General features: G+C 65.6%; 4 protein-coding genes. All 4 read left to right on the top strand.

Features of this window, described 5'->3' with window-relative positions:
• Window positions 1-45 precede the first annotated feature (45 nt).
• The 4 genes from LOY45_RS17275 to LOY45_RS17260 are packed head-to-tail and all read left to right on the top strand — an operon-like array spanning window position 46 to window position 21,391.
• Complete coding sequence (locus LOY45_RS17275; protein ID WP_258578096.1) at window positions 46-9,327, top strand: non-ribosomal peptide synthetase; 9,282 nt, start codon at window positions 46-48, stop codon at window positions 9,325-9,327.
• A gap of 58 nt (window positions 9,328-9,385) precedes the next feature.
• The gene (locus LOY45_RS17270) at window positions 9,386-10,444 is read left to right on the top strand and encodes a TauD/TfdA family dioxygenase (protein ID WP_115086244.1); all 1,059 of its coding nucleotides are present in this window, start codon (window positions 9,386-9,388) and stop codon (window positions 10,442-10,444) included.
• Window positions 10,445-10,454: 10 nt separating this feature from the next.
• On the top strand, window positions 10,455-13,517 hold the full coding sequence (locus LOY45_RS17265; protein ID WP_258578095.1) for a non-ribosomal peptide synthetase: 3,063 nt from the start codon (window positions 10,455-10,457) through the stop codon (window positions 13,515-13,517).
• Window positions 13,514-21,391 (top strand): non-ribosomal peptide synthetase, encoded by a 7,878-nt coding sequence (locus LOY45_RS17260; RefSeq protein ID WP_258578094.1) that lies wholly within the window; start codon window positions 13,514-13,516, stop codon window positions 21,389-21,391. Before LOY45_RS17265 ends, LOY45_RS17260 begins: the two co-directional genes overlap by 4 nt.
• Window positions 21,392-21,396: the final 5 nt, after the last annotated feature.

The raw sequence follows: 21,396 nt of genomic DNA, 5'->3' as shown, positions 1-21,396 counted from the left end.
TACCGAGCTGCCCGGCTCGCTGCCCCACTGGATGGATGAACGCCGATGAATGCACAAGACTCCCGTAAACTTGCCAGCCGATTCCTAGAATTGCCGCCGGAAAAGCGCCGGATCTTTCTGCAAGCACTGGCCCGTGAAGGGGTCGATTTCGCGCTCTTTCCCATTCCCGCCCAGGTTCAGGCAGCCGAGCGCGGTCTGCCGTCCTATGCGCAGCAGCGCATGTGGTTTCTCTGGCAACTGGAGCCGCAAGGCGCCGCCTACAACCTGCCGGGGGCGGTCAGCTTGCAGGGCCGCCTGGATGAACAGGCCCTGCGAAAAGCGTTCATCAGCCTCAGTGAGCGGCACGAGACCCTGCGTACCGCATTCGCCCGGCAGGACGACGGGAGCCTGCTGCAAGTGCCGGCGCCGCAAGCGCTGCAGATAGAATGCATCGACCTCAGTGCACTGCGCCCGGCGCAGCAGGACGCCGTCGTCCGTGAACATGCGCAACAACAGGCGCTGCGGCCTTTTGATCTTGAGCAGGGCCCCTTGTGGCGGGTGGCCGTGCTGCAGCTTGACCCCGAGCGTCACGTACTGCTGTTGACCTTGCACCATATTGTCTCCGACGGCTGGTCGATGAACGTGCTGATCGATGAGTTCGTTCGCTGTTACGACGCCCATGAGTGCGGCCAGGCTCCCGAGCTTCCAGCGCTGCCGATCCAGTACAGCGACTACGCGCTGTGGCAGCGTTGCTGGTTGCAAGCCGGAGAGCAGGAGCGCCAACTGCAGTACTGGCAATCGGTGCTGGGCGACGAGCATCCGGTGCTGGAGCTGCCCTGTGATTTCCCCCGGCCGGCGTTGCCGAGCCACCGTGGCAAGCGCTACACCTTCACGGTCGATACGGCGCTGGCCGAGCAACTGCGGGGTTTGGCCCAGGCCCATCAATCGACCTTGTTCATGGTCCTGTTGGCCGGATTCCAATGCCTGTTGCATCGCTACAGCGGGCAGACCGACCTGCGCGTCGGCGTGCCGATTGCCAACCGCAATCGCAATGAGGTCGAGGGCCTGATCGGCTTTTTCGTCAACACCCAGGTATTGCGTTGCCAGGTCGACAGCCAGACGTGCGTGAGCGAACTGCTGGCCAGGGTGCGCGAGGCCGCGCTAGGGGCGCAGGCACATCAGGAGCTGCCGTTCGAGCGCCTGGTGGAAGCGCTCAAGCTGGAGCGCAGCCTGAGCCATAACCCGCTGTTTCAGGTGATGTACAACCACCAGCCAGTGGTCACCGACATTACCTCGGTGAAGACTGCTTCGGGCCTGAGCCTGGGCTTGATCGAACAGCAGGGGCGCACCACTCAGTTCGACCTGAGCCTGGACACCTGGGAAAAGGCCGGGCAGTTGCAGGCGGCACTGACCTTTGCCGAAGACCTGTTCACGCTGGAAACGATCCAGCGCATGGCCGGGCACTGGTTGAACCTGCTGCGTGCAATGGTCGCCTCGCCCCAGCAAAGCATCGGCCAACTGAGCCTGCTCGACCCTGCTGAATTCCAGCGCATGGTTCATGACTGGAACCCGGTCGGCCCAGGCTACCGTCAGGACCTGTGTGTGCACCAGCTGATCGCTGAGCAGGCCGCCGCACAGCCCGATGCGCTGGCGTTGCTGCACGGTCACGAGGGTTACAGCTACCTTGAGCTCGAGCGTTGGTCCAACCGCCTGGCCCATCGCCTGATCGCCGCCGGGGTTGGCCCGGAGGTGCGAGTGGGCATCGCCTTGCCGCGCAGCCCACACCTGCTGGTGGCGTTGCTGGCAGTGTTCAAGGCCGGCGGTGCCTATGTGCCGCTGGATCCGGATTACCCGCCCGAGCGGGTGGCGTACATGCTTGAGGACAGCGGTGCGCGGGTGCTGCTCAGTGATGCCGGGGTGGTCGAGCAACTGGCCTTGCAAACCCGTGCACAGGTAATGCTGGTCGAACCTCAAGAGTCGGCGCTGAGCAGCTGGCCACCTACTGCCCCCGGCCTGCGCGGCAGCGCCAGCAACCTCGCCTATGTCATTTATACCTCCGGCTCCACCGGGCGTCCGAAGGGGGTTGCGATTACTCATCGCAATGTCCTGGCCTTGGTGCATTGGTCGCAGCAGGCCTATCGCCCAGAAGACATTCAGGGGGTGCTGGCGTCCACGTCGATCTGTTTCGACTTGTCAGTCTGGGAATTGTTCGTGACCCTGGCCGGTGGTGGCTTCATCGTGCTGGCGCGCAATGCCCTGGCGTTGCCCGAACTCCCTGGGCGTGATCAGGTGCGCCTGATCAACACCGTGCCGTCGGCGATTGCCGCATTGCAGCGCAGCGGACAGATCCCGCCGGGCGTGCGGATTATCAACCTGGCAGGCGAGCCGCTGAAACAGAGCCTGGTCGACAGCCTCTATCAACTCCCAGGCCTGGAGCATGTCTACGACTTGTACGGGCCGTCCGAAGACACCACCTATTCGACCTGGACCCGTCGCCAGGCCGGTGGGCGGGCCAGTATCGGGCGCCCGTTGCCACATACCGCCAGTTATCTGCTCGATGCCGAGTTGCAACCGGTAGCCCAGGGGCGGGCTGCCGAGCTGTACCTGGCGGGGGCCGGCATCACGCGCGGCTATCTGGGCCGGCCGGGGCTGACCGCCGAGAAGTTCCTGCCCAATCCGTTTGCCGGCGAAGGTCAACGCCTGTACCGCACCGGCGACCTGGTGCGGTACCGCGACGGCGGCGAAATCCAGTATGTCGGGCGTATCGATCACCAGGTCAAGGTCCGCGGTTTTCGGATCGAGCTGGGCGAGATCGAAACCCGCCTGCTGGGCACCCGGTTGCTACGGGAAGTGGCGGTGCTGGTGCAGGAAGGACCGGCCGGCCAGCAGTTGGTCGCCTACGGGGTGCCCGTCGACTCGACGATCGTTGATGCCCAGGCTGCCCGGCAGATCGCCCTGCGCGAACAGCTCAAGGCCGCACTGGCCGAGCACCTGCCGGACTACATGGTGCCTGCGGCGCTGATATTCCTGGCGCAGCTACCGCTGACGCCCAACGGCAAGCTCGATCGCAAGGCGCTGCCGGCGGCCGATACGCTCCTGGCGGCGCGCGAGCACGTGGACGCCGCCGATGAACACGAACAGGCGCTGGTGGCGATCTGGCAGGACCTGCTGGGGCTTGAGCAGGTCAGTGTGCTGGACAACTTCTTCGAGCTGGGCGGCGACTCCATCGTCTCCATGCAGGTCGTCAGCCGCGCTCGCCAGGTAGGTCTGGTCCTCAGTCCCAAGGACATTTTCCAGTTCCAGACGGTGCGCAGCCTGGCCCAGGTGGCCGGTCGCGGCCAGGCGGTGGTGGCGCGGGCGGCGGCCAGTGGCGATGTCGTCCTGACGCCGATCCAGCGCTGGTTCTTCGACCAGGCGATCGAGCAGCGCCAGCACTGGAACCAGTCGTTGCTCCTGACCCCGCGTGAGCCGGTGGATGCGCAGCACCTGCAACTGGCGCTGGACCACCTGCTGGGCCATCACGACAGCTTGCGCTTGCGTTTTACCCCGCAGGCCGCTGGCTGGCAGCAACAGTACGCGGCGCAGCCGGGCGCAGTGCTCTGGGTACGCCAGGCCAGTGACGCGCAGCAGGCGCTGGCATGCTGCGAACAAGCGCAGCGCAGCCTGAATCTGCAGCACGGCCCATTGCTGCGGGTGTTGCTGCTGGACCTGGCTGACGGGACCCAGCAACTGCTGCTGGTGCTTCATCACCTGGTGGTCGACGGGGTGTCGTGGCGGATTCTGCTGGAAGACTTGCAAGCGCTGTACCGCCAGGTCCAGCAGGGGCAAGTGCCCACCCTGGCACCTCGCACCAGCGCCTACCAGGACTGGGCGTTGCAGCTTGAGCAGGAAGCGCAGCGGCGCGGCGACGAGGTGGATTACTGGGAATCGCAACTGCAGGCCAGCAGCGTTGCCGAGTTGCCTGCCGCCGACCCTGGGGCCAGCCTGGAAAACCGCCATGAACTGAAGATCGAGTGCCGCTTCGATGCCGACACCACCCGGCAGTTGCTGCAAGTGGCGCCAGCGGCCTACCGCACCCAGGTCAATGACTTGTTGCTGACGGCTCTGGCGCGGGTGCTGAGCCGCTGGACAAAGGCTCCGGGGGTGTTGATCGAGCTTGAGGGGCATGGCCGCGAGGACGTGTTCGATGACCTCGACCTGTCGCGCAGCATCGGCTGGTTTACCAGCCTGTATCCGCTGCTACTGGTGCCGGCAACCGAGATCGGCGAGGCCATCAAGGGCGTCAAGGAGCAATTGCGCGGCGTCCCCGGCAAGGGCATCGGTCATGGCTTGCTGCGCTACCTGGGGGCGCCGCAGCTGGCTGCGCGCCTGGCTGTGCTGCCAAAGCCAAGGGTGACCTTCAACTACCTGGGCCAGTTCGATCGCCAGTTCGACGAGCAGGCGCTGTTCGTCCCGGCTAGCGCTAGCGGCGGCCGGGCCCAGGACCCGCAGGCGCCGTTGGCCAACTGGTTGACCGTGGAGGGGCAGGTGTACGGCGGCGAGCTGGCCTTGCGCTGGGGTTTCAGCCAGCAGATGTTCGCCCCCGACAGCATCCAGGCGCTGGTCGACGCCTTCAGCGACGAGCTGCGCGAACTGATTGCCCATTGCTGCCAGCAGGCGCCGGGCCAGGCCACTGCCTCGGACTTTGCCCTGGCACGCCTGGATCAAGGCGCCCTTGACCGTCTGCCGGTGTGCAGTCGCGAACTGCAAGACATCTACCCGTTGTCACCGATGCAGCAGGGCATGCTGTTCCACAGCCTGTACGAGCAAGGTGGCAGCGATTACATCAACCAGATGCGCGTCGATGTTGATGGCCTTGACCCACAGCGCTTGCACGCTGCCTGGCAAGGTGCGGTGCAGGCCCACGATATTCTGCGCAGCGGGTTCGTCTGGGAAGGTGAGCTGGAGCGCCCGCTGCAGATGGTCTACAAGCAGGTCGAGCTGCCGTGGCAGGTACTGGACTGGCGTGATCGCGACGACCTTGAACAGGCCCTTGGGCAACTGGCCGAGCAGCAACGCCTGGATGGCTTCGCGCTCAGCCGGGCGCCCTTGCTGCGCCTGACCCTGGTACGCACCGCAGCAGCGCGCTACCACCTGATCCAGACCAGCCATCACCTGTTGCTCGATGGCTGGAGCAACGCTCGCCTGCTCGGCGAAGTCCTCCAGCGCTACAGCGGCCAGGCGGTGCCGGTGGTAGCGGGTCGGTACCGGGACTACATCGAGTGGCTGCAGCATCAGGATGCGCAGGCCAGTGAAGCGTTCTGGCGTACGCAATTGGTCAACCTGGCCCTGCCCACACGCCTGGCCAATGCCCTGCGGGCTCCCGCGGCCGTCGCCGAGCGTTGTGCCCATGGCGATCATTATCAGCACTTGGGCAGCGAGATCACCGAGCGCCTGAGCGGTTTTGCCCGCCAGCAGAAAGTCACCCTCAATACGCTGGTGCAGGCGGCCTGGTTGCTGCTGTTGCAACGCTACACCGGGCAGGACACGGTGGCCTTCGGGGCTACCGTGGCTGGGCGGCCGATGCAGATTCGCGGCATCGAGCAACAGATTGGCCTGTTCATCAACACCCTGCCGGTGATTGCCCGGCCGCAGTCCGGGCACACCCTCAGTTGCTGGTTGCAGGAGGTACAGCAGACCAACCTGGCCCTGCGCGAGCACGAGCACACGCCGTTGTTCGATATCCAGCGCTGGTCGGGGCAGGGCAGCGATGCGCTGTTCGATACCTTGCTGGTGTTCGAGAACTACCCGCTGGACGCTGCCCTGGCCGAAGGGCAAGGGCTGGGTGTGCAGTTCGGTGCCGTCAGTAACCTTGAACGCACCAACTATCCCTTGACCATCGCCGTGACCCTGGGCCAGACCCTGGACCTGCACTACAGCTATCAGCAGGCGGCGTTTGCTGCCCCGGCCATTGACGGGCTGGCGGCCCAGTTGCACGGCCTGCTCGAACAGTTCATTGAGGGTGGTGACCGGGTGCTGGCTGATTTCGACCTGGTGACGGCCGCCGAGCGTCAGGCGCTGCTGGCCTGGCCGCAAGCCCGGGTTGTTGCCGAGCCGCCGCTCGGGCTGGCGCAGATGATTGCGGCCCAGGCCCACTCCCGGCCGCAGGCTGTGGCGCTGGTGGTCGGGGAACGGCAATTGAGCTACCAGGCGCTCAACGCCCGGGCCAACCGCCTGGCCCGGCGGCTGATCAGCGACGGCGTTGGCCCGGATGTGCTGGTGGGGATCTGCATGCACCGCAGCGAGGCGCTGATCGTCGGCTTGCTGGCGATTCTCAAGGCCGGTGGCGCCTATGTGCCGCTGGACCCTGAGTACCCTGCCGAGCGCCTGGCCTACATGATCGCCGATAGCGGTGTCAGGCTGATCCTGGCCGAGGCGCAGTGTGCCGGGCTGGTCGGCACCGACAACGTCCGGGTGCTGGACTACGCCAGCCTGGAGCTGGCCGCTGATGACAGCAACCCGTTGGTCGAACTGTCGGCGCACAACCTGGCGTGCCTGATCTACACCTCCGGCTCGACCGGTCAGCCCAAGGGCGTGGCCCTGGAGCAGGGGGCCTTGCTCACCCATATTCGCACCATGCAGGACTGCTACCGGGTTTCGCCGGATGACCGGTTCCTGCATTTCGCTTCGCTGAATTTCGACTGGGGCACCGAGCAGTGGCTGTTGCCGCTGGTCAGTGGTGCCCGCTGTATCTTGCGCGGCGAGGGGCTCTGGAGCGCCGAAGAGGCGCTGCAGGTGATCGAGACCGAGCAGGCCAGCATCGTCTATTTCCCGACCCAGTATGCCTGCCAGCTGGCTGCCTGGGCCGCAACCTCTGAGCGTCGGGTGAAAGTGCGCTCGTTCAACGTTGCCGGCGAGGCGTTCCCGAAAGAGGGCTTCGAGCAGATTCAGGCGGTGTTGCAACCCCAGTACATCGTCAACGGCTACGGCCCGACCGAAACTGTGATCACGCCGTTTCTGTGGGAAGCCGACACGCACACCGGCATCGATTCGGTTTACGCACCGATCGGTCGCCCGGTTGCCCAGCGCAGTGCCTACGTGCTGGCCGAGGATCTGAGCCTGCAGCCGCGCGCGGCGGTGGGTGAGTTGTATATCGGCGGCACCTGCCTGGCCCGCGGTTATCACGGTCGGCCGGCGTTGACCGCCGAGCGTTTCGTACCTGACCCCTTTGCCGCCTCGCCCGGGGCCCGCCTGTATCGCAGCGGCGATCTGGTGCGCTACCTGGACGACGGTGCGCTGGAGTACATCGGGCGGATCGATCATCAAGTGAAGATTCGCGGCTTTCGCGTCGAGATCGGCGAGATCGAGGCGCGGCTGCTGGAACAGGCGCAAGTCGCCCAGGCGGTGGTGCTGGCCGTGCCGGCCGCGAGCGGGCAGCAACTGGTGGCCTACGTGGTGCCGGAGCAGCCACTGGCCGCTGAAGACGTCGCCACACGCATGGCCTTGCGCGACCATTTGCGTCAGGCGCTGAGCCAGGGGTTGCCCGATTACATGCTGCCGGCGCACTGGCAGATTCTCGAGCGACTGCCGCTGACGCCCAACGGCAAGGTGGATCGCAAGGCCTTGCCGGCGCCGGATGCCAGTTTGCTGCAGCACCATCATGTGCCGCCGGTCACGGCCCTGGAGCGCCAGCTGGCGCAGTACTGGACTGACGTGCTGGAGGTTGCCCGGGTCGGCTTGCGCGACAACTTCTTCGACCTCGGCGGCCATTCGTTGCTGGCCACCCAGGTCATCAGCCGGGTGCGTCATGCCCTGGGGCTGGATGTTCCGTTGCGGCTACTGTTCGAAGCTGCCGACCTGGGCGCTTTTGCCCAGGCCCTGCAAAGCCTCGACCAGCAGCCAGTGGGCGTTGCCCCGCCGTTGCAGCGAGCGCCACAGCAGCCGCTTCAGCCGTTGTCCTATGCCCAGCAGCGGCTCTGGTTCCTTTGGCAGCTGGCGCCGGAAAGCTCGATGTACAACATTCCTCGCGCCCTCAGGCTCGACGGCGTGCTCGATGTCGGCGCTATCGAACAGGCGTTCCAGGGGCTGATTCAACGCCATGCGGTGCTGCGCACCACTTACCTGCAGGAAGGCGGGGACAGCTGGCAGTTGCAACACGCGAGCATGCCGCTGGCGCTGCAGCGGATCGACCTGCGCGAGCTGTGCGCCGAGCAACGCCAGGCCAGGCTGGAGCAGGTGCTGGAGCGCGAAGCCAACGCGCCGTTCGACCTGGTCAAAGGGCCATTGCTGCGGGTAGCGCTGGTGCAGGTGGCGTCCGAGCAGCATTACCTGCTGGTGACTTTGCACCATATCGTCGCCGACCACTGGTCCTTCGCCATCCTGCTGCGTGAGTTTGTCACCCTCTATGACGCCTTCGCGCAACACCAGGCCGCGCCGCTGCCGGCGGTTGAACTGGGCTACGTGGATTTTGCCGTCTGGCAGCGTCAGTGGCTGGCTGCTGGCGAAATGCAGCGACAGCTCGCCTACTGGCGCAGCACCCTCGGTGACCAGCATGCGCTGACCCGCTTGCCGGGCTCGCAGCTGCCCTTGGCAATCACCGGCGAGGGCGGCTGCCAGGTTCACGGGTTCGCTTTCAGCGCATCCATGAGCGAAGCCTTGCGCGCCCATGCCAAGGACCGGGGGTTGACCCTGTACATGCTCCTGCTGTCGGGCTTTGCCCTGGCCGTGGCCCAGCGCAGCGACAGCCAGCGCGTGCGCCTGGGTACCGATATCGCCAACCGCAACCATGCCGGCATTGAAGAAATGGTCGGCTTCTTCGTTAACCAACTGGTACTGCAACTAGAGGTGAACGAACAAGCCACGGTCGAGCAATGGCTGAGCCGTTGCCGGACCACGGTGATCGAGGCTTCGGACCATCAGGACCTGCCATTCGATCGTCTGGTCGAGGCCTTGCGCTTACCGCGCCAGGCGGGGCGCTCGCCGCTGTTTGCAATCAAGTTCATCTACCAGGAGGGCAGTGCGGCCATGCCGCACCCTCAAGGGCTGCGAGTAGAGAGTTGCGAGGCGGGGCAGGCGGCGACGGAGCTGGACCTGATCGCCGAGTTCGTCAACGACGCCAGCGCCATTCGGGTCGCGTTCAAGTGCGATGGCAGCCTGTATACGGCCACCGACATGGACGATCTGTTCGCTCAGTTGCAAGGGATTTTCCAGCAGTTGCTGAGTGCGCCACAGGCCACCCTGGCAGCGGTGCTGGCCGAGGCCGCAAACATTCGTGCGGCAGCCGAGCAGGCACGCGTCGCTGCGCGCCAGGCGCAACTGCAGGCGCACCACCCGATTCGGCGTCGGGCCAGCCGCCTGCAAGTGCAATAGACATAGTCACGCCGGTGGGCCCAGGGGCTTGCCGGCCTTACCGAACGGGGAGAGGGAAATGTCCAAGTGCGAGCCGCAAGCCATACCGGTGCTGGCCAAGGGGCGGCGAAAGAGTCTGAACATGGACCAGGACAGCCTGGTGAGTTTCTCGCCGTTGTTCGAAGGCAGCAGCATTCCGCTGCTGTGCACCCCGCGGGTGGCCGGGGTGAACCTGGCCGAGTGGGCCGGTCAGAACCGTGAACTGATCGAACGCAAGCTCGACCAGCACGCGACCATCCTGTTTCGGGGGTTTGCGGTAGAGGATATCGGCGAATTCAACCAGTGCGTCGATGCGATCTCCGGCGGCGCGCTGGAGTACCTGTTCCGTGCCTCGCCGCGGACCCAGATCAGCCGCAAGCACAATGTCTACAGCTCGACCGACTACCCCTCGGCGGAGAAGATCTTCCCGCACAACGAGCACTCCTACTCGCCGGTATTCCCGTTGCACCTGTACTTCTACTGCGACCTGCCATCGGCCAGCGGTGGCGAGACGCCGTTTGGCGATACCCGGCTGATTCTGCCGCGTATCGACCCACAGGTGCGCGAGGCCTTCCAGCGCCAAGGCGTGCTCTACGTGCGCAACTATGGCGACGGCATGGGCCTGCCCTGGCAGACGGTGTTCCAGACCGAGGATCGCGCCGAGGTCGAAGCCTACTGCGCGAAGATCGGCATCACCCCCGAATGGAAGCCCGGTAATCGCCTGCGCACCCGGCAAAAAGGCCCGGCGATGGTGCGCCACCCGCGTACCGGCGAAACGGTGTGGTTCAACCACGCGACCTTCTTCAACGCCCTGACCTTACCCGAGAGCATTCGCGACAGCCTGCGTGCCGAGTTCGCCGACGACGACCTGCCGCAAAACACCTTCTTTGGTGACGGCAGCCCGATTCCCGAGGACTACGTGCGCCATCTTCAGCAGCTCTACCGCGAGGTCATGGTCGAGTTCCCCTGGCAGAAGGGCGACGTGGTGATCCTCGACAACATTTTCACTATTCATGCGCGCAACGGTTATGCCGGTCCGCGAAAAATACTCACGGCAATGGCCATCCCGCTCAAAAGCAGCGAAGTGGCGATCGGCTAAGGAAGACCCCATGACAGACGCGAACCCAGCAGAGATTTTCCAGACTTCGGCGCAGCAGGCGCTGATTCTCCAGGCCCTGAGCGAACAACCGCGCATTGCCCGGCTGTGGCTGAATTTTGCCGAGCCGGTCGAGCCAGGGCGGCTCGAGGCGGTGTTGAGTGAACTGGGCCGGCGCCACGAGATTCTGCGCACCCGTTACACCCAGGTCGCGGGGCTCAAGCTGCCGGTGCAGGAAATCGCCGAGCAGGTTCGCGTGAGCATTGCCCTTGTGCACACCGAAGCCCAGGCGCGGGCGCAGTTGAATGCGTTGCTTGAGCAAGCGCCTCTGGTGGCCTGCGTGGCCGGCGCGCAGGTGCTGGTCGGCGTGGCCCTGGCCAGCGCCGACGAGCAAGCGCTCGGGCAACTGGCAGAAGAGATCCTGGCGTTGTACCGGGGTGACACCCTGGCGCCCTTCGAGGCCTTGCAGTATGCCGACTACGCCGCCTGGCAGGCCGATCTTGATGAAGAGGCGTTCGCTCGCCAGGGCAAAGCCTACTGGCGTGGCCTGGCAGCAGCACAGGCCCCTGGGCGGCGCTTGCCCTTCGAAGCGATCGAACAGGGCGCAGGGGAGCGCAACCAGTGTCAACGCTTGAGCCCTGGCCTGAACTCGGCATTGGCCGTAATGCAGGCCGAGGCCGGGCTTGCACCGCCAGAGGCGCTGCTGTTTCTCTGGGGCAGTTTCCTCAGCGTGCTGACCCGGCAACAGCCGCTGCTGGTAGCGCTGGAGGTCGACGGACGCAATGACCAGCTGCAGCACACGCTTGGCCATTTTGCCCGACGCCTGCCGCAGGCATTCAACCTGCAGCCTGGCCTGGCGTTGCGCGAGCAGTTGGCAGCGTTCGCCGTGCAACTGGCCGAGGGCCGGTCCTGGCTCGATTGCCTGAATGAACCGGACATGAGCGCTGCCGGGGCGCTGCCAGTGTTTGCCTGCGCCTACACCCAGGCGCCAGCGGCTGAACAGTGGCGGGTCGAACTGGATGACTATCGCAACGACAAGCTTTTCCTGAGTGCGCGGGCGCAAGCGGATGGCGTCTGCCTGCAACTGTCTGCGCCTGGGCAAGGGTTCGCACCTGCTCAATTGCAGGCCTGGCTGGCGCAATTTGACACCTTTGCGCTCAACGCGGCGGCTGATCTTGGCTGTGCGCCTGAGCAGCTGAACACTGTCGATGCCGAGCAGGCCGCAGCCTTGCTGGCGCGTTTTGACCGCAGCCTGGCGCTGCCGGCTGCCGCCGATGATGCCTTGCATGGTCTGTTCGAGCAGATGGCGGCCTTGCATCCGCAACGCATCGCCTTGCAGATTGGCGATCAGCGCCTGAGCTATGCCGAACTGGACCGCCGGGCGGATGAACTGGCGCGCGCCCTGCAGGCATGCGGTGTGGGTGGCGACAGCGTGGTGGCGGTGTATGGTTCGCGCTCGGTGGAAATCGTCGTGGCCTTGCTGGGTATTCTCAAGGCGGGTGGCGCCTACCTGCCGCTGGATCCTGGCTATCCGGCCGAGCGCCTGTCGTTCATGCTGCATGATGCCCGGGCACAGTGCCTGATCAGCCTGCAGCCGCTGGCCGACGACATCGAGGTGGCGCCCGGGGTCCAGCGCTTGCAGCTGGATGCCTTGCCGCCCAGCGACCTGCTGCCTTTGCGCAAGCGCCATTCTGCGGCGAGCCTGGCTTACGTCATCTACACCTCCGGCTCAACCGGCAAGCCCAAGGGCGTGATGATCAGCCACGCCAATGCCTGTGCCTCGACCCGCGCCCGCGGCCTGTTCTATCGCCAGCCGCTGTTGCGCTTCCTGATGCTTTCGTCGTTTTCCTTCGACAGTTCGGTTGCCGGGATTTTCTGGAGCCTGGCCCAGGGCGGCACCCTGTGCCTGCCTGGCGAAGAGGAACACAAGGATCCGCAACGCCTTGCCGCACTGATCGAGCGCGAGCAGATTTCCCACTTCCTCGCGCTGCCCTCGTTCTATGCGCAGATCCTCGAACACCTGGAACAGCCGGCGCTGAGTTGTGTGATCGTCGCTGGCGAGGCGTGTCCGCCGGAGCTCGCCGTGCGTCACCGCCAGCGCCTGGCGCAAACTCTGCTGGTCAATGAATACGGGCCGTCGGAAAGTGCCGTGTGGTGCTCGGCCCATGCCCTGGAACAGGATCCGCAAGGCGAGCGGGTGCCCATCGGCGCACCGATCGCTGGCGCCCGCCTGCTGGCCCTGGATGAGGCTGGCGAAATGGCCGGCTTCGGTTGTGAAGGTGAGTTGTACGTCGGTGGCCCGGGGCTTGCGCGGGGTTACCTGCAGCGTCCGGGGCTGACCGCCAGCCGCTTTGTTCCCGATCCCTTTGCCAAGGAGCCCGGGCAGCGCCTGTACCGTACCGGGGATCGGGTCAGCGCCGGGGTCGATGGTTGCATTGACTACCTTGGGCGCCTGGATTTCCAGCTGAAGATTCGCGGTTTTCGTATCGAACTGGGCGAGATTGAATCGCGCCTGGCGCAGTTGCCGGGTGTCCGCGAAGCGGCGGTGGTCGTGCGCGAAAGCGCTGCCGGGGCGCAATTGGCGGCCTATGTGCTGCACACAGACGGGCAGACCCCAGCGAGTACCGAACAATCCTTGCTCGATGCCTTGCGCGAACAACTGCCCGAGTACATGGTGCCGGCCTTCGTGCGCGTGCTCGAGCGTTTCCCGCTGACCCCCAATGGCAAGCTCGACCGCAATGCCCTGGCGGCGCTGCAGCCGCAGAGCCACGAGTTCGTGGCGCCGCGTAATGAGCTGGAAGCAACCCTGGCAGCAATCTGGCAGGAGGCGCTGCACCTGGAGCAGGTGGGTATCCATGACAACTTCTTTGCCCTGGGCGGCCATTCGCTGCTGGCGACGCGTATCCGCTCCGAAGTCCAGGCGCGCCTGAACCTTAACCTGCCGCTGCGGGTGTTCTTCGAGGGTGAGACCGTCGCCTTGCTGGCGGAGCAAGTGGCGCAGTATCGCGATTCCGGCCTGAGTGAAAGCAAGGTCGCTGCCCTCGAAGCCCTGTTCGACGCGGCGGAGCAGGTATGAGCCAGCTGAACGAACGCATGCTCACCCTGGCCAAGCGCTTTGCCGCGCTGGGGCCGTTGGAGCAGAAAGCACTGCAGGCGCGAATGATCGAGCAGGGGTTGTCGCTGGAGATGCTGCCGATCCCGCCGCGCCAGCAGGCCGACGAACTCATCCAGGCCTCCTATGCCCAGCAACGGCTGTGGTTTCTCTGGCAACTTGATGCGCAATCGAGTGCCTACAATCAACCGGCCGTGTTGCGCCTGCAAGGCGCACTGGACTGCGCGGCGCTGGGCGCTAGCCTGCAGGCGCTGATCAACCGCCATGAAGCCTTGCGCACCAACTTCGAACTGATCGACGACAGGGTCGTGCAGCGCTGTCACGCTGACCGCTCGTTGAGCTTGCAGGTGCTGGATCGCAGCGGCCTGGATGAGTCGGCTCTGCAGACCGAACTGGCCGCCTTGATTGCGCAGCCCTTTGACCTGGCAACCGATCTGTTGCTGCGTGCCACGCTGATTCGTCTGGGGCATGACGAGCATGTGCTGGTGTTCTGTACGCACCATATCGTTACCGATGCCTGGTCGATGCCGATTCTGGTCGATGAAGTAAGCGGTCACTATGCGCGTATCAGTCAGGGCCAGGCGGGCGCGCAACCCGCGGCCTTGAGCGTGCACTATGCCGACTATGCCAAGTGGCAGCGTCTGTGGTTGCAGGCCGGGGAAGCCGATCGGCAACTGGCCTACTGGCAGGCACGGCTGGGCAGCGAACCGGTGTCGTTGGCGTTGCCGTTGGATCGCCCGCGGCCGATGCTGCGCGAGCAGCGCGGTGCCCGCCACACGCTGGCGCTGGAGCCGGGCCTGGGGCAGGACTTGCGGCGCTTCGCCAGTGGCCAGGGGGCGACCCTGTTCATGGTGCTGCTGACCGGCATCCAGGCCTTGTTGCATCGCTACAGCGCCGCAGGCACGGTGCGGGTCGGCACCCCGGTGGCAAACCGCGGCCGTGCCGAGGTCCAGCACCTGATCGGTTTCTTCGTCAACACCCAGGTGTTGCAGGCCGAGATTGAACCGTGGATGAGCTTCGAGCAACTGCTTGCCCAGGTCCGGGAACGGGTGCAGGAGGCCCAGGCCAATCAGGACCTGCCGTTCGAGCAACTGGTCGATGCCCTGCAGCCTGATCGCAGCCTTAACCAGACGCCGCTGTTTCAGGTGTTGTTCAATCACCAGGCCAGTGCTGCGCCAGCAACCGAGCGGAACCTGCCGGGCTTGCGCCTGCAGGCACTGGACAGCGGCAGCGAATCGGCCCGTTTCGACCTGACCTTCAACACCCATGAGCTGGGTAGCCAGCTGCAGGCATCGCTGGTCTACGCCGAGGATGTGTTCGACGCCGCAACCATCGAACAGATGGCCGGGCACTGGCTTAACCTGTTGCGTGCAGCGCTGGCCGAACCGCAGCGGCCATTGGGTGAACTGGCACTGCTCACGCCGCAGCAACAGCAGGCGCTATTGGCCAGTGCGGCGCCAGCCCAAGCGCTGACGCTGCAGGGCAGTGTGCACGGGCAGATCGAGCAACAGGCCAGGTTGCATCCCGAGCGCCTGGCGCTGGTGGAGGGCGAACGACAACTGAGCTACGCCGCGCTCAACACCCGCGCCAACCAGCTGGCGCACCGCATGATTGCCCTGGGAGTCGGTGCGCAGGACAAGGTCGCGATACTTGCCGAGCGCTCGCTGGAATCGCTGGTCGCGCTGCTGGCAACGCTCAAGAGTGGGGCGGCCTATGTGCCGCTCGATCCCCAGCTGGCACCACGGCGCCTGCAGCAGATGGTCGAGGCCAGTCGCTGTAGCCTGGTGCTCGGGCGCGCCGGCGCGCTGCAAGCGCTGGCGCCGTGCGCGCAACTGGCGACCCTGGCCCTTGATGATGCGCAGGCCTATGCCCCGGCGCAGCACGACCCGCAATGCCGGAGCGAGCTTGAGGCACTGGCCTATGTGATTCACACCTCCGGTTCCACTGGCCAGCCCAAAGGGGTGATGGTCAGTCATGGGGCGCTGCTGCATTACCTGCAGGGCCTGGAAGCGCGCCTGCCGCTGGCTGACGTGCAGCGGCTGGCCCTGGTCTCGACCCTGGCAGCCGACCTCGGCCATACCGTGGTGTTCGGGGCCTTGTGCCAGGGGCGGACCCTGCACCTGATCGACAGTGACCTGGCACTCGATGGCCACGGCTTTGGCCAGTACCTGCAGCAGCAGCGCATCGATGCCCTGAAAGTGGTGCCTTCGCATTTTGCCGCGCTGCTGGGCCAGGACAACCAGGCGGTCATTCCCCAGCGTTGCCTGATCCTCGGCGGCGAGTCGCCGACACCCGGGTTGCTCGAGCGTATCAAGCGCCTGGCACCGGATTGCCGGGTGTTCAACCACTATGGCCCGACCGAATGTACCGTCGGTGCGCTGGCCGGTGAGCTTGAGGGTGACACGGCCATCCACCTTGGCCGTGCGCTGCAAAACCGTCAGGCGCTGGTGCTCGATGCCGGGTTGCAATTGATGGCCAGCACTTGCCCGGGCGAGCTGTACCTGGGCGGCGCGGGTATTGCCCGCGGTTATCATGAACAGCCCGGGCTGACTGCCGAGCGTTTCGTGCCGGACCCATTCGCCGCCCAGCCCGGTGCCAGGATGTACCGCAGCGGTGATCTGGTGCGTCGTGGCGGCGATGGCCAGCTGGTGTTTATCGGTCGGGCTGACCAGCAGTTGAAGATTCGAGGCTACCGGATCGAAACCGGCGAGATCGAGGCGTGCCTACGGCGTCATCCGGCGCTGGCCGAGGCCCTGGTGATGGCCTGGCAGGAAGGCGAGCAACAGCACTTGCTGGCTTATCTGGTGCCCGTCGACCCCGCTGCAGCGCCTGCCGAGTTGAGTGCACAAGTGGCTGATGCACTGCGCGAACGCCTGCCGGCCTATATGCTGCCCAGCCGCTGGGTGGTCCTCGAACGCTTGCCGCTGACCGCCAACGGCAAGCTTGATCGCAAGGCTTTGCCCGCGCCTGTCACACCTGTGTCGGTGGCCTCCAGCCAGGGCGTCGGGACGGCCCTGGAACTGCGTTTGGCGAGTGTGTGGCAAGAGGTGTTGCGCCGCCCGCAGGTGGGGCTGGACGATAACTTCTTCGAGCTGGGTGGCGACTCCATCGTTTCCATTCAACTGGTCAGCCGTGCCCGTAGCGCCGGTATCCATTTCAGCGCCCGGGATATCTTCCAGCACCAGACCGTGCGCAGCCTGGCCGCCCAGGCGACCCAGGGCGCTGCCCGGCAGGTGGTCGAGCGCGGGGCCGAGCAAGGCGTATGTCAGCTGTTGCCGATCCAGCAGGGCTTTTTCGCCACCGACATTCCCCAGCGCCAGCACTGGAATCAGTCGATTCTGCTGCGCCCGCAGGTGGCGCTGCAGGGGCCGGTGCTGGAGCAAGCCTTGCAGGCCCTGCTGGATCAGCATGATGCCCTGCGTGCCCGCTTCGAGCCTGGCGCCGCTGGCTGGCACTGCCACCTGCAGGCGCCGGCGCCGGTGGCCGAACTACTGTGGCAGCGGCATCAGGTGAGCGCCGCCGACCTCGATAGCCTGGTCAACCAGGCGCAGCGCAGCCTGCGCCTGGACGGCGGCAGCTTGCTGCGCGCCTTGCTGGTGAACCTTGAAGACGGCAGCCAGCGTCTGCTGCTGGCGGCCCATCATCTGGTGGTCGACGGCGTGTCCTGGCGAATCCTGCTGGAAGATTTGCAAAGTGCCTACGGCCAATGCCTGGCCGGGCAGCCGCTGCAATTGCCGCCGCGCACCAGTTCGCTGCGCGAGTGGGCGCAGCGCCTGGCGCAATGGGCGCATGCGCCTGCCCAGCAGGCGCGCCTGGATTACTGGCAGGCGCAGTTGGCAGATGTTCCCGCTTCGCTGCCAGGCATGCGTTTCGCACAGGCGGCCAGCAGCGCCAGCAAACAGGTGTGCGTCACCCGCCTGGACGCTGAAACCACTAGCCGGTTGTTGCAGCAGGCCAATGGCGCCTACCGCACGCAGATCAATGACCTGCTGCTGACGGCCCTGAGCCGGGTGCTGTGCCGCTGGACCGGCCAGGCGGCGATCAACGTCCAGCTTGAAGGCCATGGCCGTGAGGAGCTGTTCGACGATGTTGACCTTTCGCGCACGGTGGGCTGGTTCACCAGCCTGTTTCCGCTGCGCCTGGCCCCTGCGTCGACGCTGGCCGACTCGATCAAGCAGATCAAGGAGCAACTGCGCGCAGTGCCACAGCGTGGTATCGGCTTCGGGGCGCTCAAATACCTCGGCCCGCAAGCTGCCCGTGAGCGCTTGCAGGGGTTGCCGACGCCGCGTATCACCTTCAACTACCTGGGCCAGGTCGACGGGGCCTTCAATGCCCAGGCGCTGTTGCTGCCCGCCACCGAGTCCAAGGGTGACGAACGCAGCCCGGAGGCGCCGCTGGGCAACTGGCTGACGGTCAGCGGCCAGGTCTACCAGGGACGCTTGAGCCTGGACTGGACCTTTAGCGACGCGATGTTCGAGCCGGCGCAGATCCAGCGCCTGGCCGATGACTATGGCGCCGAGTTGAATGCCCTGGTCGGCCATTGCCTGGCGCCCGGGCAGGGTGGCCTGACGCCCTCGGATGCGCCGCTGGCCGGGCTTGACCAGGCCGCGCTGGACGCCTTGCCGGTGGCCAGCCATCTGCTGGCGGACCTCTACCCGCTGTCGCCGATGCAACAGGGCATGCTGTTCCACTCGCTCTACCAGACCGAGACCGGGGCTTACATTAACCAGCTCGACTGTACCGTGCGCGGCCTGGACCCCGAGCGCCTGCATCACGCCTGGCAAGCCACGGTCGATGCGCACGATATCCTGCGCACCGGGTTCATCTGGCAGGGTGAGCAGGCGCAGCCGCTGCAAGCGGTCTATCGGCACGCCGAGCTGGAATTCCAGCTGCTGGACTGGCGCAGCCGCCCTGACTTGCAGGCCGCCTTGCAGGAACTGGCAGCAAGCGAGCGGGCCCGCGCTTTTGAGCTGGCCCAGGCACCGCTGATGCGCGTGGCACTGGTGCGATGCGCGCAATCGTCCTACCAGTTGATCTACACCCACCACCACATCCTCATGGACGGCTGGAGCAGCTCGCGCCTGATGGGGGAGGTGATGCAGCGCTATCAGGGCCAGGACCCGGGGCGCCCGGCGCGCTCGATTCGCGAGTACATCGGCTGGCTGCAGGAGCAGGATCCGGCAGCCGCGCAGGCGTTCTGGGAGACGCAGCTGGCTGGCCTGCAAGCGCCCACGCGGTTGCTCGATGCGATTGTCAGCAAGCCCGAGCAAGCCTCGGGCATCGGTCACTTCGACAGCTGCCTGAGCGCCGACGACAGCGAGCGGTTGAAGGGCTTTGCCCGTAGCCAGAGACTGACGTTGAATACCCTCGTGCAGGCTGCCTGGGCCTTGTTGCTGCAACGCTACACAGGGCAGGACAGCGTGTGCTTTGGTGCCACGGTATCGGGGCGTCCGGCGCAATTGCCCGGTATCGAGCAACAGGTGGGGCTGTTCATCAACACCTTGCCGGTGATCGTCAGCCCGGACCCGCAACAACCCGTAGGTGCGTGGCTGCAACAGTTGCAAGCGCTCAACCTGGCCTTGCGCGAATATGAGCACACACCGCTGTACGAAATTCAGCGCTGGGCCGGGCGCGGTGGCGAGGCCTTGTTCGACCATATTCTGGTGTTCGAGAACTTCCCGATCGCCGAGGCCTTGCAGCAGGCGGGTGACCAGGCCCTGCAATTTGACGGGGTGCAACAACACGAGCGTACCAACTACCCGTTGACCCTGGCTGCAGGGCTGGGCGACACCTTGCAGTTCCAGTTCAGCTACGACCGTGCCGCGCTTTCTGCGTCCGCCGTAGCGGGCCTGGCCGGTCATTTGCACATCCTGCTCATGGGGCTTGCCCAGGATCCCGGCCAAGCCCTTGGACGGTTGTCGCTGCTGGACGCCGAGCATCTGCAGCAGCGCCTGCTCGAGGACGGCGCCCTTGGCCCGCTGGTACACGAGGCTTTCGCCGCCAATGCCGCGCGCACTCCCGAGGCCATTGCGCTGATTTGTGAAGGCCAGCACTTGCGCTATGGCGAGCTCAATGCCCGGGCCAACCAGCTCGCCCACCGATTGCGCGGCGAAGGCGCCGGGCCGGAAACCCTGGTGGGGATCGCCATCGAGCGTTGCAGCGACCTGGTGGTTGCGGTGCTGGCGGTGCTCAAGTCCGGGGCGGCCTATGTGCCGCTGGACCCCGAGTACCCGGTGGAGCGCCTGAGTGCCATGGTCGCCGACAGCGGCGCCCGCTTGCTGCTGACCCGCAATGCCTTGCTGCAACGCCTGCCGGCGCTGGCCGGTTTGCAGGTGTTGAGTCTGGATGACGATCTGCAAGGCTTTGCCAGCGATGATCCGCAGACACCGCTGTTGGCCGATAACCTGGCCTACGTGATCTTCACTTCCGGTTCGACCGGCAGGCCCAAGGGTGTGGCGGTAAGTCATGCGGCGCTGGCCCGCCACACGCAAGCGGCAATCGAGATGTTGCAGCTCAGTGCCCGGGACCGGGTGCTGCAGTTCGCCACGTTCAACTTCGACCCGTTCGTTGAGCAGCTGTTTGCCAGCCTTACGGTCGGCGCGACGGTGATCATGCGCGGCGACCAGCTGTGGAGCAGTGAGCGCTGGCTGCAGGAGGTCCGTAGCCAGGGGATTACCGTGGCCAACCTGAGCACCGCCTATTGGGCGACCATTGCCCGTGATCTGGCCCACGGCGGGCCGCAGGACATGGCCGCGCTGCGCCTGATGATCTGCGGTGGCGAGGCCATGTCGGCCGCCGCCGTGGCCGATTGGCGCCAGGCCCTCGCCACGCCGGTAAAACTGCTCAATGCCTATGGCCCCACCGAGGCGACGGTGACCGCCAGCGCGCATGACTGCAGTGTCTACCTCGACCCGCAGCAGACGGTACCGAGTGTACTGCCTATCGGCCGGCCCCTGGCCGGGCGCAGGCTGTACCTGCTCGACAGCCAGGGACAACCGGCGGCGGCCGCAGTCGCCGCCGAGCTGAGTATCGGCGGCGAGTTGCTTGCCCGTGGGTACTACGGGCGCCCGGGCTTGACGGCCGAGCGCTTCATCCCCGATCCCTTTGCCGGGCCGGGGGCGCGCCAGTACCGCACCGGTGACCTGGTCTGGGCAGGCGCGGACCAGGTGCTGGGTTACCTTGGCCGGCTCGACCAACAGGTCAAGGTGCGGGGTTATCGGATCGAGCCCGGTGAAATCGAAGCCCGCCTGCTTGAGCACCCGCAGGTAGGCGAGGCGCTGGTGCAGGTGCATCAGGGGGCAACCGGCGCGCAACTGGTGGCCTACCTTGTGCCAGCTGGCGGGCAAGCCCGGCTTGCGCTCGATGCCTGCAAGGCCTGGGTCGCCGCAGCGCTGCCTGCCTATATGGTGCCGGCTCACTGGGTCATGCTCGAGCGCCTGCCGCTCAGCCCCAACGGCAAGCTTGACCGGCAGTCGCTGCCGCTGCCGGACCTGAACCAGGCCGTTGCGGCCTACCAGGCACCTCGCGATGAGTTCGAGCAACAGGTGGCGCTGATCTGGCAACAGGTTCTGCACGTCGAACAGGTCGGGCTGGCGGACAACTTCTTCGAGTTGGGTGGGCATTCGTTGCTGGCGACCCAGGTCATTGTTCGTCTGCGCGGGCAGATGGGGCTGGAGGTGCCCCTGGAAAATCTGTTCCTGGCCAGCGACCTGGCAGCGTTCTGCAACCAGGCGCGCGGGCTGCGAAACGAGGCAAAACCCCTTGAAGACGAATTGGCTAAATCTTTGGAGGCTCTCAAACGTTTATCAAGCGCAGAGCTTGAAAAGCTGATTTCCTAAAGGAG

This window comes from Pseudomonas wadenswilerensis (assembly GCF_024749185.1).
Taxonomy (GTDB): domain Bacteria; phylum Pseudomonadota; class Gammaproteobacteria; order Pseudomonadales; family Pseudomonadaceae; genus Aquipseudomonas; species Aquipseudomonas wadenswilerensis.
Note: the sequence above shows the minus strand (reverse complement) of the source record. Positions and strands in the feature narration are given on the sequence as shown.

Bases quoted from the DNA above. Each gene is read 5' to 3' on its own strand.
- LOY45_RS17275 (WP_258578096.1), top strand. From the start codon at position 46: ATGAATGCACAAGACTCCCGTAAACTTGCCAGCCGATTCCTAGAATTG.
- LOY45_RS17270 (WP_115086244.1), top strand. From the start codon at position 9,386: ATGTCCAAGTGCGAGCCGCAAGCCATACCGGTGCTGGCCAAGGGGCGG.
- LOY45_RS17265 (WP_258578095.1), top strand. From the start codon at position 10,455: ATGACAGACGCGAACCCAGCAGAGATTTTCCAGACTTCGGCGCAGCAG.
- LOY45_RS17260 (WP_258578094.1), top strand. From the start codon at position 13,514: ATGAGCCAGCTGAACGAACGCATGCTCACCCTGGCCAAGCGCTTTGCC.